Raw genomic sequence first — 14,071 nt, 5'->3', positions numbered from 1 at the left:
ATGAGGAGTGAGATTATGAAAAGAACTAAGATAGTATGTACATTAGGGCCATCAACTGATAATGAAGAAGTATTAACACAGCTTATTAAAAATGGATTAAATGTAGCAAGACAGAATTTTTCTCATGGTGATCATAATGAACATAAGAATAGGATGGATTTAACAAAAAAGGTAAGAGAAAAGTTGAATTTACCTATAGCAATTATGCTTGATACTAAAGGTCCAGAAATAAGAACAAGAGATTTCAAAAATGGAAGTATAATATTAAAAGATAATCAGGAATATATTATAACAACTAGAGATATATTAGGTGATGAACATATTGGTTCTATAACATATAAAGACCTTACAAAAGACATTACAAATGGAGATAAAATATTAATAGATGATGGTTTAATTGAATTAGAAGTAATGGATATAATAAATCAAACTGATATAAAATGTAAAGTATTAAATGGAGGACAAGTTAAAAATAAAAAGGGAGTTAATGTACCTGGAGTAAAAATTAACTTACCTGCTATAACACAGAAGGATAAAGAAGATATAGAATTTGGGATAAAAAATGGAATAGATTTTATAGCAGCTTCATTTATTAGAAAAGCATCAGATGTATTAGCAATAAGAGAAATATTAGAACAGAATGGTGCAGAAGATATTGAAATTATATCAAAAATTGAAAATCAAGAAGGCGTAGATAACATAGATAGAATACTTGAAGTATCTGATGGAATAATGGTAGCACGTGGAGACTTAGGTGTAGAAATTCCAGCAGAAGAAGTGCCATTAGTACAAAAGATGATGATTAAAAAATGTAATTTAGCAGGAAAACCTGTAATAACTGCAACACAAATGTTAGATTCTATGATGAGAAATCCTCGTCCTACAAGAGCAGAAGTTACAGATGTAGCAAATGCAATATTAGATGGAACTGATGCTATAATGTTATCAGGTGAAACAGCTGCTGGAAAATATCCTACGGAAGCAGTAGAGACTATGAAAAATATTGCTATTAAAACAGAAGGCTCTATAGACTATGAAGGAATATTACGTTCAAATATAAAGCTACAAGAAACAAGTATTACAAATGCTATAAGTCATGCTACTTGTACTACTGCCGAAGATTTAGAGGCTCAAGCTATCATAACAGCTACAAGCACCGGATATACTGCACGAGCAGTATCAAAATTTAGACCTGCAGCACCTATTATAGCGGTTACAACATCAGAAAAGGTTAGAAGAAAACTTAATTTAGTATGGGGAATACATTCACTTATCTCAAAAGAATCGCTTAACACAGATGATATAATAGATGAATCAGTTTCAACAGCATTAGAAAATGAATATATTCATAATGGAGACTTAGTAGTAATAACAGCAGGTGTACCTGTAGGAAAAGCAGGTTCTACAAATTTACTTAAAGTTCATACGGTAGGAGAGGTTATATTGAAAGGTACAGGAATAGGAGATAGAAGTGCAGTTGGTAATGTATGTATTGTAAAGAACAAAGAAGATGCAGAGAGAAAGTTTAAAGAAGGAGATATATTAGTAGCAATAAACACTGATAGAGATATAGTTCCATATATGGAGAAATCATCTGCTATTATAACTGAAAAAGGTGGACTTACATCTCATGCAGCAGTAGTTGGTCTTAATATCGAAAAACCTGTAATTGTAGGAGTAGAAAATGCTTTAGAAGAACTTAAAGATGGAGAACTTATAACAGTAGATAGTATAAGAGGATTTATATATAGAGGAAAAGCAAGAGTATTATAATAAAAATGTCGAGGTAAATACCTCGACATTCCTTTATACTATTTTAATTTTCTGATATAATTGAGTTAAATATAACAATTTTTGGAGGAAAATATGAAAAATAAAACTACAATAAGAGCTAGATATAGTGAGACAGATCAAATGGGAGTAATATATCATGCTAATTATTTTAATTGGTTTGAAATAGGTAGAACTTCTTTTTTTAGAAATTTAGGTTATGATTATAAAAAGTTAGAAAATAAAGGAGTATTATTACCAGTAATAGATGTTGGTTGTAAATATATAATGTCAGCTAAATATGATGATGAAATAATAATAGAAACATATATTGAAAAACTTAAGGGAGTTAAAATAAAGTATAAGTATAATATAATAAGAAAAAGAGATAATTTACTTTTAGCAGAAGGTTATACAATTCATGCATTTGTAAATAAAGATTTAAAACCTATTAATTTTAAGAAGAAATATAATGAATTATGGAATAAATTGAATGAAGCAATAGAAAAGGAGAAAAAATAGTGTTAGGAAAACTTATATTATTATTTACTGTGATACCAATAGTAGAACTTTTTATACTTTTTCAAATTGCAGAAATTACAAGTGGATTTGCTACAGTACTTTTAGTAATATTTACTGGAGTTGTAGGAGCATACCTTGCGAAATCTCAAGGTAGAATTATAATTTTGAGAATAAGAACAGATTTAAATAGAGGTAAAATGCCTGCAAATGAGCTTATAAATGGGCTATGTGTACTTGTAGGAGGAGCTCTTTTATTAACTCCAGGAATAATAACTGATATAGTAGGATTTAGTTTAGTTATTCCTTTAACTAGAACAATATTTAAAAAATATATAAAAAATAAATTTAGTGAAAAAATTAGAGCAGGACAAGTACATTTTTATTATAGAGATGATGATTAAAACTATATAAATATGGCAATAATTTCTATATAATCAAAATTGGCAACCAATTCTTATTTTTTAGGCACACTATAAAGTGTGCTATTTTTTTGTCTATTAAGCTTTACTTTTAATTTTATAAATTAAAGGATATAATTAATAAAGAATAAGCACTATTAGGAGGTTAATTTTGAAATCAAAAGTTAAAGTAGGTAGTATTTATAAAGTAGAAATAATAGATTTAAATCATAGAGGACAAGGAGTTGCAAAAATTGAAAACTTTGCAGTATTTATAAATGATGCAATACCAGGAGATATAGGTAATATAAAAATAATCACAGTAAAAAAGAATTATGGAGTAGGTGAATTCATAGATATTACTAAACCTTCAAAATGGAGAATAGAAGCACCTTGTCATGTAGTAGATAGTTGTGGTGGATGTCAAATTCAAAAAATAGATTATGATGTTCAATTAGATATAAAGAGAAAAAAAGTAACTGATGATATGGAAAGAATAGCAAAATTAGAGGATATTAAAATACATGAAACAATAGGAATGGAAGAACCATTTAGATATAGAAATAAAGCACAATTTCCAGTTCAATCTGGGGAAGACTTTGTTAAAATAGGATTTTATAAAAGAGGCACTCATGAAATAATTGATACAAATAAATGTATAATTCAACATCCTATAACTGATAAAATAATAAAAGTTATGAGAGAATATATGAAAAACTATAAAGTTCAGCCTTATGATGAAAAGAATGGTACAGGCATAATAAGGCATATATTAACTAAAACATCATTTAAAACAGGAGATTTAATGATTGTATTAATAACTAATGGCAAAAAATTACCACATAAAGATGAATTGATAAAATTAATATTAGAAAATGTTGAAGGTGTTAAAAGTATAATACAAAATATAAATACTAGAAAATCCAATGTAATATTAGGTAAAGAAACTATTACATTATGGGGAGAAGATAAAATAGTTGATTATATAGAAGATATAAAATTTAATATATCTTCATTATCATTTTTTCAAGTAAATCCAATACAAACAGAAAAATTATATAATAAGGCATTAGAATATGCAGATTTAAAAGGTGATGAAACAGTATTTGACCTATACTGTGGTATAGGAAGTATATCACTATTTTTAGCAAAAAAATCTAAAAAAGTATATGGAATAGAAGTAGTAAAGTCAGCTATAGAAGATGCTAAAAATAACGCTCAAATAAATGGAATAGATAATGCAGAATTTTATCTAGGAAAAGCAGAAGAAGTATTTCCTAAAATTTACAAACAAGGAATAAGAGCAGATGTAGTAGTAGTAGATCCACCTAGAAAAGGATGTGACGAAAAAGTATTAGATACTATAATAAAAATGGATCCTAAAAAGGTAGTATATGTTTCATGTAATCCATCAACCCTAGCAAGAGATTTAAAATACTTAGATGAAAATGGATATAAAACAAGAGAGATACAACCTGTGGATATGTTTCCGCATACGACACACGTTGAAAGCGTAACTCTACTAACTAGAAGATAACTAACTTGTAGAGATTATAAATAATTTAAATAGGCTATTTGCCACCCTGTTGCCACCGAAAATTATACTCGGTGGCAAATTACTTATTATTAGATATAATTTTTTCGAATATATCAACACTTTCTTTTTTCATTTTGTTAGTAACATGAGAATAAGTATCCATTGTTGTTGATAACTTAGAATGACCTAATCTTTCCTGAATATCTTTTATATTTGCTCCTGCTTCTAATAGCATAGTAGCATGAGTATGTCTTAATGAGTGAAAATTAAAGTCTATCATTAATTCATAGTTAACCACTCTAGATAAATATTTCAAAGTATTTGTAGTTACATGAGTTCCATTTTCTTTAGTACATACAAAATCAGATTCTTTATAATACTTACCATATCTTAATTTATTTTCTATTTGCCATTTCTTATGCTTTTTTAAAATATTTACTAATGTTTGACCTATTACAATAGTTCTATATGAAGATTGAGTTTTAGGAGGACCTAATTCCCATACACCTTTTCCTTTAGGTATAAGAGTTTTAGTAACTCTTATTGTATTGGATTCTAAATCTACATGATCCCATGTTAATCCACAAACTTCTCCAGCTCTCATACCTGTATGAAAACCAATTTGTAAAGGTATAAAGAATGTGCTCTCTTTTGGAAATCTTTTTATAATTTTATTAAAATCTTCTTTAGTTATTATTTTTAAATCTTCTTCATCTTTTTTATTTTCTTGAATTTTAGGTATCTTTACATATTGCATAGGATTTTCTTTAATTAATTGATATGGATATACTGCCATCTTTAAAGCTTTAGAAAGAACTCCTAAAAAATTAGATAAAGAACTTTTAGAATATCCATTGGTATATTTATTGTTTATAAATTCTTGCAATTTAGATGCATTAAGAGATTTTATTTTATATATCCCTAGTTTAGGTTTTATATGATTTTTTATAATACGTCTATAATATTCTTGAGTATTATATTTGCAATTTATTAAAACATATTCTTTGTACCAATAATCAAAATAATCAGCTGTACTCATTTCTGTTTCATCCACTATAGTACCAGCCTTCTCAAATTCATTGAGAGCATTTCTTAAAGCTTCTAGAGCTTCTTTCTTAGTATTGCCACCTACACGCTCAATCTTTTTTCTTTTGCCATCTACAACTCCTGCATCAAAGTAGTAGTACCACCTTTTTCCTCTACGTCTAACTCCACCTTGCATTTTATCACTCCTTTATAAGAATATATGTTTGGTTTAACGATGAAAAATATAATACTCAATATGAGTACATTTCTAAACTTTTTTATTTATATATAATGCTTCTGATATATATTATAAAGGATATCCTTTATAATATATACTATCTATTTTAATATTAAGTGGTTTAAGAGCAAAATAATTAGCTTATTTTTATAACTTTCTTTTATTTCTAAGCTTCTTGTTGTATTTATCAGTAGGTAAGTCATCTATTATTTTGCTTTGTCTATTGTAGAATAATTTAATAATTATTTGGTCAAATATCAAAAACTATTATTGAATTTAGAAAAAGCTACCATTTAAGCAGCTTTTTCTAAATTCAAAACTTAAAATCTAATAGCACTTCTTACAAGGAGTTAATCCTCTTGATTTTGCACTTTGCAAAGTAGCTTCAGTATAAGTTCCTCTACCACATGCCTGTCTATGATATTTAGAACCCGTAGGAGTAACTAGCACTGTTTGAACATTAGGTTCAGCTGGAGCGGCTGTTTCTTGTTTAGGTTGTGCAGGTGCTGATGCTGATGCACTTTGACTACTACTAGAACTAGAACTAGAACTTTGTTGAGACTTAGCAGCTTCTTGTTTCTTTTTTTCTTCTGCAGCTTGCTGTTCTTTCTTTGCCTGTTCTTCTTTTCTAGCTTGCTCTTTTTGTCTTTCAAATTCTTCTAATTTTGCACTATCCCATAAACCTAAATTAGCTTCTCTTGATTCTTTTTCAAGCTCAGTAAAAATCTCTTGATACTTAACATCAGGTTGATAAGTAGAACTGTTAGCATATCCTTTAGCTATTAACATTGCGTTAAATAGTTTATCTTTAATTACTTCTTTATTGTTAAGATCTTTTTCCTCAGGAACTTCAAGCCATATATACCTTAAGGCCCTACCATATTTATCATTATCTGAAACATCTTTTTCTAAGTAAACTGTTTCTTCGAATATTTTTTCTTCAGTAAATAGAGATGCTTCTTTTCCATAAAATTCAACTGGCTTTGAAGGATGTACAGTTTCAGGAGTATCAACTCCTATCATTCTTATCTTTAATTCTTCACCATCTTCTGTGGTAACATGAACTGTATCTCCATCAACATGTTTTGTAACCTTAGCACTAATGAAACCTTTTTCAAATTCAGCTTTTCTTTCTTCCTCTAAACGCTTTTCTTCTTCTTTTCTAGCTTTTTCTTTTTTCTCTTGTTCTAGTTTTGCTTCTTCTTTTGCCTTTTGCTCATCTTCTTTTTGCTGTTCTATAGCTAGTTGCTTTTCATTTTCTTGACTATCTGTTGGCATTGCAAATCCAACAATTAAAACAATGAAAGGAATAATAAAACTTAGTATAAATCTTGGATTAGTTTTTATATTCTTTCTATTTTTTATTAAATTAATAAATCCAAATACTACAAATGGTGAAGCAATAAGAAATAAAAAGAAATCTAAAGCTTCAAATATAATAAGAATAGAAAATAAATAGTAGAGAACAGCTACAATCTTTTTCCAAGTAGTATCACTTCTAAAACCTGGTACATAACTTAAAAAGTTATTCATTTTACATCCTCCTTAGTTTACTTAAATAGTTTGAATAAATCGCTTAAGCCAAAAGTTGTTTTCTTATAAACTTTATTGTAAGCAGCTTTCTTAGGATTTTTTACCCAGCCCATTCCTTTCTTTCCATACGTAGGATCTATGGAAGATTTAATTTTACGTTTTACCTTACCAGTTGTCCTAGCTTTAATAGACTTTTTAATAGATGGTTTTCTAAATCCAACTTTCATAAATATCCCTCCTTTTTTTATTTTGTGGAATAAAGTAACACTTTTTTGGATATGTGTTCTGTTTTTATTTTAAAAGATAATATTATATTTTTTTACATGATTAATATTTTTAGATGCATTATTATTACGATTTTGAGCTTTAATATTATTTCTCTGAATTTAAACTATATATCATTACTTGGTAGTATTTCTTTGCCCATCTACAAGAAGAGTAGTGATATTTATCAGATTCTCTACTACCTATTAATTGTTAATAATTAAATTTACCATTATAGTGATTTTCATAATAAGCATAATTAATAAATAAATAGATAATAATGAAATACTCAATGCAATAAATGCTATAAAAAATTTTTTCACTGCAATACCCCCCTTGAAGTAACTATATTATAACCTAAATAAATTAAAAAGTTAGTCGATACTTGTCGAATAAATTAAAAATATAAGAAAAATTACCTATATACAAGTAATTATATTTATCTGATTACTAAGTTCTACATTTATTGACATTTATAGTACAAAATAAATATTAGATATGGTAAAATAAGTATATATTAAAAAAATATAAATATTACAAGTTTCGACAACTATGTTATTATATCTCTGATATTATATTATTTGTAAAAAATATAACAAGGATGGAGTGATATTATTGTTTAAAAGAAAGAGAATTAAATTTTTAGTTGTGATTTTTTTAGTAGTAACTTTGATTATAGGAGGTATAGCTCCTAGTTTTGCTGATAGTGGTAACGTTTTCTTAGTTGATGATTCTAAAATAGAGGTTCAAGTTATTAATGACAGTAGTGCTATAATTAGTGAAAATGGTGAAAGAACATTAATAACTGAAATAAATAATAAAAATCAGTCAATAACAACTATGAAAAATTTAGAGACTGGTAGCCAAGATTATTTTTTAAGAGATGAAATAAAAGGAACAATTTACTCAAGTATCACAGGTAAGACTATAAAAATTGATAATAATATTGAAGGCATTGATAGTAAATCAATATCGCCTTTAAGCACTAAAAGATTTTTAGGTAGGCGTTCAATAAAATATGGTACTCTTGCGGGAGGACTTCTTTTATCAACTTCAGGACTTGCTAAAATCGCAGCAGCTGTATTAAAGTATTTTAATATACCTATAAGTGCAGGAACTGCACTTATAGTAGGAGTTCTCAGTGGGCTTGGGGTTTTGACACTTGGAGCTATTTACACGAAGTATCCAAGAGGAGGACTTAAGTTAGACTTATATGAAGTTAGAAAATACAAAATGCAACGTGGGAAAAAATATTATTTTTGGCAGAGAACATATAAAAATGTCAAGCACTATTCAGTAATATAATATATATTTTAAATATAAATATGATAGAAATTTAAATTACTTTGAAAAATAAGTCTAATATTATGAAAATAGTTTTAGATTGATTATCAATATAGTTTAATCATTTTTACTCTAATACACATTTATATTAACTAAATAGTATAAAAAATAATAAATCAAAACATATGTTTTGATTTATTATTTTTCATTAAAACTTAAAATTTTAAGCATTACTTTTACATTTAAATTTTATATTCTTTTTAATAATTATGGTACTAATTTTTTTTGTTTTGTTTGTAAATATATACTGAATCAAAAATATAGAAGACACCGATGCCCATAACAATATATGGTGTTAGAAAATATTCGGTAGTAATAAGTAATATTCCCAAAATAATTAATATTATAGGCATTAACTTTCTGATCATTGACAAAATAACCACTTCCTTTCAGTTATTTTAAAGCTAATATTTTTTATAAACAAAATAAACATCCTATAGTAACTTTAACATAAAATGGTATAAAAAGCTATGACATATTTGTCTGATAACGAACTTTGAACTTACTATTTTTTATATAGTATTCTATCAAACTATATACCTTTTAATTTCAAAGGTGTTTAAACAAATAGATATAAATTTAATAGCTATTATTTATAGTAAAATACATATATTTAAATAAAGGATTTGGTAAATTTTTATAGAATTTTATAATGATGTAGTAGTAGAAAATTACGAATAGAATGAGGAGTGATTAAATGAAAAATATTATAAAATGCCCTGTCTGTGGATGTGAAGAGATTGAGAAAGGGAATACGTATGGGGAAGGTTCTATGTTTCCAATTAAAAGTAGATTTAAGTCTGGTTCTGAAGTTATAGCAGATATATGTACAAATTGTGGTCACATTTTATCAATGAGGGTATCAAAGCCAGAGAAATTTAAACCATAACATTTAAGTCGTATTATTTATAAACTGAGTAGTATAATAAGGTGAAATTGAGTTTACTTAATAGGAAAGTATTTTAAAATTATTTAAAGGGATTTAGGGAGTGGTACCTGTGAAATTAAGAAAGAGAGATTATGTAATTTCTTATTTTTTAACTGTAGTTTTTTTTGCAGCGATGTTAAATAGTCCTGTACAAATTCAAGAAATAATATTATTGGTTATTATGTCAATTTTCCCTGCATTAATATTAGGAACAATAACCAATGTTATATCATTACTCATTAAGGCTTTACAAATTTATATAAGAAAAAATTCTTAATATATAGTAAGTGATGAAGAAGATTAACCTAAGAAGAATGAGTTTATATTAATGAGCATTATAAGTAAAACACATAATAAAATATAGACCATTTCTCTGATATTTTGTAATATTGAACTACAAATAAAAGTTTAAAAGATGGGGGCAATGTGTATGAGAAAAGCACTCTTAATATTAGATGCACAAAAAGGATTTTTTAAACATGCTGATTTAGATAAAGAATATAAAATCATTAAAAAGATGATAGAAATTTTTAAAGAAAATAAAGACTTGATCCTTGGTACCAAGCATATAGATAAAAATCCTGATAGTATTATTTACTCAAATTCAGAAAACTCTAAACTAGACAATCACATATTAAAAGCTTGTGATAGAGTGTTTGAAAAAACAGTTCCAAGTGTGTTTTCAAACACTAATTTCACTAATTTTTTAGAAGATGAGTCTTTAACAGACCTAATTATTTGTGGATTCAACACAGAGTATTGTGGGCTATTCAATGCGATAGTATCAAATGATCGTGGGTTTAAAACAACTTACATTGAAGATGCGATAGGAACTGTAAATAATGATGAAACATATGAAATGCCTGGATTGGATATTAATGACTTTGTATCGACCGTTCTACATTGGTCAGGAGTAATTGATGTTGTAAATTTTGAAGAATTTATTAAGTGATTAGTTTGTCTTAATAATAAAATAAGAATAATAAAAAATTATTTCAATTGAGGTGACCTAATGGGGAAGAATATATTAATTTTTATTTTACTTTTAGTAATTCTTGGAGGATGCTCTTTTAATGGTGACAAAACAGTTGATTCATCAATTCCATTTAAAGAAGGTGCTATATTCTCAACCGAATCTTTTTTAACTTATTCAGTTAGAGGTGATTATAAGGAAGGGAAGAATTATTTTTTACAGTTGTCTGTTAATGTACCAGCGAAAGATGGAAATTTCACTAAAAAAGTATTAAAAGGAGCAGAGTTCAAAGCTGAAGAAAATACAAAAATATTATCTGATTCTATATTGGTTGAAGACATAAAAGACATGATTTCACAAAATGATGACTATGATATTAAAAATCTAAAAGATGAGTGGAAGAATTTTGATTATACAGTGGATTTATATAATATGAAAAATGGTAATTTAGAAAATGGTTCTGGAATAACTAAGAAAATTAAATAGTTATTAATATAATTATTTGATATCTAGTTTTACAAAATATACATTAATTAAAATTCATAAAATTAAATAGAGATAAATATTAATTTTATTATGATATACGCACATATATACAATTAAAAGATTGCACTAGGTTAGATATCATTTTTTAACTAGTGCAATATTTTAATTGTTTTTTTTAGTAATTAATGATAACATAGTTAGTACACTAACTATGTTAAAGTGTATTAAGATGAGGTGATAGAATGAATATTGGCTATGCAATAAATTATTGTTCAAAACTTTTAAAAAATAGATTAAATAGAGAACTTGAAATAGAGGACATAACGGTATCACAGTTTGCAATCATAAAAGATATTGAAATTAATTCTTTTAAAGATGGAAAAGAGGTAGGAGTTACAGCAGTTGAAATATCTGAAAGGCTAGACATGGACAAGCCAACTGCATCAGGAATAATCAATAGACTCATAGACAAAAACTATATAAAGAAAACACCAAACCCTAATGATAAAAGGTCATTTATATTGGAACTAACAAAAGAATCTAAAACGAAACTTCCAAGTTTAGAAAAAATAAATAGCTTAGTCATATCTGATGCAATAGAGGGACTAACTGATGAAGAAATTAAAATGTTTAAGGATACAATAATTAAGATAATAGAAAATATGAGGTGAAAAAATGGATAAGTATTTAGTAACAGGTGCAAGTGGAAATATTGGTAAATATGTAGTAGATGAGTTAATAGTTTTAAAAAAGGATATAAAAGCAGCAGTTCATAATACAGAAAAAGCTAAAAAACTATTTAAAGATAAGGAAGATGTAGAATTAGTAAAATTTGATTTTTTAGATAAGAAAACTTTTGAAAATGCATTAGAAGGAGTTCAAGCTATTTTTTTAGTGAGGCCTCCAAATCTTGCAAATCCAAGAAAGGATATGCTTCCTTTTTTAGAAGCTGCTAAAGAAAAGGGAATAGAAAAAATCGTATTTGTATCACTCCTTGGTGTTGAAAAGAATCCAATAGTACCTCATAGAAAAATTGAAAATATGATAAAAAATTTAAGCATACCGTATGTCTTTTTGAGACCCAGTTTTTTTATGCAAAATTTAAATACAAATCATAAGGAAGAGATTAAAAAAAGAGATGAACTATATATACCAGCAGGAAGTTCAAAGACAAGTTTTATAGATACAAGAGATATAGCAAGAGCAGCAGCAATTAGCCTTATAGAAAACAAATATAAAAATATATCTATAACACTTACTGGAAAAGAAGCAATTGATTATAATGAGGTATCTAAGATCTTGTCAGAAGTACTTGGAAGAAAAATAGAGTATAAAAATCCAAGTCTTTTAAGATTCAGAAAGGAAAGGATAAAGAGAGGAACTCCTAAAGAGTTTGCAAATGTAATGACACTTTTATATCTTATGACAAAGCTTGGAACAGCAAAAGATATAACTTATGACTTAGAAAAAATCATAGGAAGAGAGCCGATTGGTTTTAAACAATATGCAATAGATCATAAAGATTATTGGAGCTAAAAATTTATAAAAAAAGAGTTTTATATAATATGAATTATAACAAATTCAGTTCATTTTCTAGCTATTAATTCTCATATATAGTAGATTATAAATTTTTAATTAAAGGAAATTTAATACTTTATATAGAAGTTTATAATGACGTGGTAGTAGAAAAATATGCAACAACTTTTATATAATTAGGAGGTCAAAATGTTAATAGATATAACAACAGTTGTTTCAAATAGTAGCCCTTTAATTGAATGGGCAAAGTCACAATATAATCAGCATGTAGCCATGGGACATATAGGAACTCATCTTGATACTTATGAAAAAAGCAATATACCACTAGAGTATTTCAAAAGTAAAGGCGTACTGTTTGATGTGAGAGAAAAATCAGAAGTATCTATCGATGATATTGAAATAAGCAAAATAGACAAAGGTGATTTTGTAATATTCAGAACAGGTCAAATTGAAAAATATGCTTATGGAGACAAAGAATATTTTAATAATCATCCTCAATTATCGAAAGAATTAATAAATGCCTTGATATCTAAACAAGTACATTTTATCGGAGTGGATTGTCCCGGCATTCGTCAAAACCTAGAGCATGAGGAAGCTGACAGGATGTGCGAACAATCTAAAGTCTACATTATTGAGAACTTGTGTAATTTATCAGAAGTCAGAAATACTGAGTTTATGGTTTATACAATGTGGCTAGATGATGAAGAAATGACAGGACTAAAATGCAGAGTTTTGATTGAACAATAGTAGATGCACACTTTTAGTAAACTATGTCATAAAAGCATTCAATACTGAGCTTGTCACAATATCCATTATGACAAATTAATAAAAAACCACATAACTATTGATACTAAAAGCATAGAGTGAAGTTAAACTCTATGCTTTTTCATTATCTTTCTTTTGATTTGTCATAACTTTATTTATATCAATATTATGACAAATAAGTTTTAAATTAATTTATAGTGGGATATAGTTTCATGACACGGAATATATGTTCGCTCATTAAGATAAAAAAATAACTCTACCTATAGTGAAGATAGACTTTCTTGTGTTACATATAAAGAACTTGCAATTTGTTCTATTGTGAAGCCTTCATAATCTATACTATCTATTTCAATTTGAAGGAGCCTAAGAGCAAAATAATCTGCTTGTTTTTCCAACTTTCCTTTATTGATTAAATCTTTATTATATGCAGCTTGATATGTTTTAGTATGTAAGAGTGCATGTCCAAGTTCATGTGCCAAAATAAATTTTTCATATTGATATTCTAGATCATCTCTTACAAAAACAACTTCATCATTAAAAAAATTCCTTTGATACATTGCTTCAGCCTTTTTTAATAATGCATTATCTTTATTAAGTTTTATGACTCTTATATCTAACTGTTGGTATAGTTCATATATGTTTCTAGTACGATATAATTCTACTAAACCATCAATTATAGTATCAACCCATGGTAAAACCATAAAATCACCTTCTTAAAAGTTAATTTATTTTTTCTAATAAATCATTACAT

15 protein-coding genes are annotated in these 14,071 nt (G+C 27.0%); 11 read left to right on the top strand and 4 right to left on the bottom strand.

From position 1 onward, the window contains the following. Window positions 1-15: 15 nt before the first annotated feature. The 4 genes from pyk (at window position 16) to rlmD (ending at window position 4,227) form a co-directional block, all read left to right on the top strand. Complete coding sequence (gene pyk, locus D3Z33_RS15265; RefSeq protein ID WP_160198641.1) at window positions 16-1,773, top strand: pyruvate kinase; 1,758 nt, start codon at window positions 16-18, stop codon at window positions 1,771-1,773. Between the two features lie 93 nt (window positions 1,774-1,866). Beyond that, window positions 1,867-2,292: an acyl-CoA thioesterase gene (locus tag D3Z33_RS15260; RefSeq protein WP_160198640.1), complete on the top strand. Its 426-nt coding sequence runs from the start codon at window positions 1,867-1,869 to the stop codon at window positions 2,290-2,292. Continuing rightward, the gene (locus D3Z33_RS15255; RefSeq protein WP_160198639.1) at window positions 2,292-2,693 is read left to right on the top strand and encodes an FxsA family protein; all 402 of its coding nucleotides are present in this window, start codon (window positions 2,292-2,294) and stop codon (window positions 2,691-2,693) included. The genes D3Z33_RS15260 and D3Z33_RS15255 overlap by 1 nt, the downstream gene beginning before the upstream one ends. A 169-nt stretch (window positions 2,694-2,862) precedes the next feature. Continuing rightward, window positions 2,863-4,227 carry a 23S rRNA (uracil(1939)-C(5))-methyltransferase RlmD gene (gene rlmD, locus D3Z33_RS15250; protein ID WP_160198638.1) on the top strand — a complete coding sequence of 455 codons (1,365 nt, stop codon included), beginning with the start codon at window positions 2,863-2,865 and terminating at the stop codon, window positions 4,225-4,227. A 79-nt stretch (window positions 4,228-4,306) separates the two neighbouring features. Here the strand turns inward: rlmD and D3Z33_RS15245 are convergent, their stop codons facing one another. From D3Z33_RS15245 to D3Z33_RS15235, 3 genes are all read right to left on the bottom strand, one after another. Further along, window positions 4,307-5,449: a site-specific integrase gene (locus D3Z33_RS15245; RefSeq protein WP_160198637.1), complete on the bottom strand. Its 1,143-nt coding sequence runs from the start codon at window positions 5,447-5,449 to the stop codon at window positions 4,307-4,309. Between the two features lie 369 nt (window positions 5,450-5,818). Continuing rightward, entirely contained in the window at window positions 5,819-7,024 is a 1,206-nt protein-coding gene (locus D3Z33_RS15240) for a thermonuclease family protein (protein WP_160198636.1), read from the bottom strand. 17 nt (window positions 7,025-7,041) lie between these two features. Next, window positions 7,042-7,251, bottom strand: coding sequence for a hypothetical protein (locus D3Z33_RS15235; protein WP_160197315.1), 210 nt, complete (start codon window positions 7,249-7,251; stop codon window positions 7,042-7,044). Window positions 7,252-7,903: 652 nt separating this feature from the next. Between D3Z33_RS15235 and D3Z33_RS15230 the strand changes: the two genes are divergently transcribed. The 7 genes from D3Z33_RS15230 to D3Z33_RS15195 all read left to right on the top strand — a co-directional run bounded on the left by D3Z33_RS15230 (window position 7,904) and on the right by D3Z33_RS15195 (window position 13,302). Beyond that, the gene (locus D3Z33_RS15230; RefSeq protein ID WP_160198635.1) at window positions 7,904-8,593 is read left to right on the top strand and encodes a hypothetical protein; all 690 of its coding nucleotides are present in this window, start codon (window positions 7,904-7,906) and stop codon (window positions 8,591-8,593) included. 1,037 nt (window positions 8,594-9,630) lie between these two features. Next, complete coding sequence (locus D3Z33_RS15220) at window positions 9,631-9,837, top strand: hypothetical protein (RefSeq protein WP_160198633.1); 207 nt, start codon at window positions 9,631-9,633, stop codon at window positions 9,835-9,837. 153 nt (window positions 9,838-9,990) lie between these two features. Beyond that, complete coding sequence (locus D3Z33_RS15215; protein ID WP_160198632.1) at window positions 9,991-10,512, top strand: isochorismatase family protein; 522 nt, start codon at window positions 9,991-9,993, stop codon at window positions 10,510-10,512. Between the two features lie 60 nt (window positions 10,513-10,572). Continuing rightward, the gene (locus tag D3Z33_RS15210) at window positions 10,573-11,019 is read left to right on the top strand and encodes a hypothetical protein (RefSeq protein ID WP_160198631.1); all 447 of its coding nucleotides are present in this window, start codon (window positions 10,573-10,575) and stop codon (window positions 11,017-11,019) included. A gap of 242 nt (window positions 11,020-11,261) precedes the next feature. Continuing rightward, on the top strand, window positions 11,262-11,690 hold the full coding sequence (locus D3Z33_RS15205; RefSeq protein ID WP_160198630.1) for a MarR family winged helix-turn-helix transcriptional regulator: 429 nt from the start codon (window positions 11,262-11,264) through the stop codon (window positions 11,688-11,690). A gap of 4 nt (window positions 11,691-11,694) precedes the next feature. After that, window positions 11,695-12,555 (top strand): SDR family oxidoreductase, encoded by an 861-nt coding sequence (locus tag D3Z33_RS15200; RefSeq protein ID WP_160198629.1) that lies wholly within the window; start codon window positions 11,695-11,697, stop codon window positions 12,553-12,555. 189 nt (window positions 12,556-12,744) lie between these two features. Further along, complete coding sequence (locus tag D3Z33_RS15195; protein ID WP_160198628.1) at window positions 12,745-13,302, top strand: cyclase family protein; 558 nt, start codon at window positions 12,745-12,747, stop codon at window positions 13,300-13,302. 278 nt (window positions 13,303-13,580) lie between these two features. Here the strand turns inward: D3Z33_RS15195 and D3Z33_RS15190 are convergent, their stop codons facing one another. After that, the gene (locus D3Z33_RS15190; RefSeq protein WP_160198627.1) at window positions 13,581-14,021 is read right to left on the bottom strand and encodes an ImmA/IrrE family metallo-endopeptidase; all 441 of its coding nucleotides are present in this window, start codon (window positions 14,019-14,021) and stop codon (window positions 13,581-13,583) included. Window positions 14,022-14,071 lie beyond the last annotated feature (50 nt).

The organism is Senegalia massiliensis (assembly GCF_009911265.1).
Classification (GTDB): domain Bacteria; phylum Bacillota; class Clostridia; order Tissierellales; family SIT17; genus Anaeromonas; species Anaeromonas massiliensis_A.
This window is presented reverse-complemented; position numbering and strand designations above follow the sequence as displayed.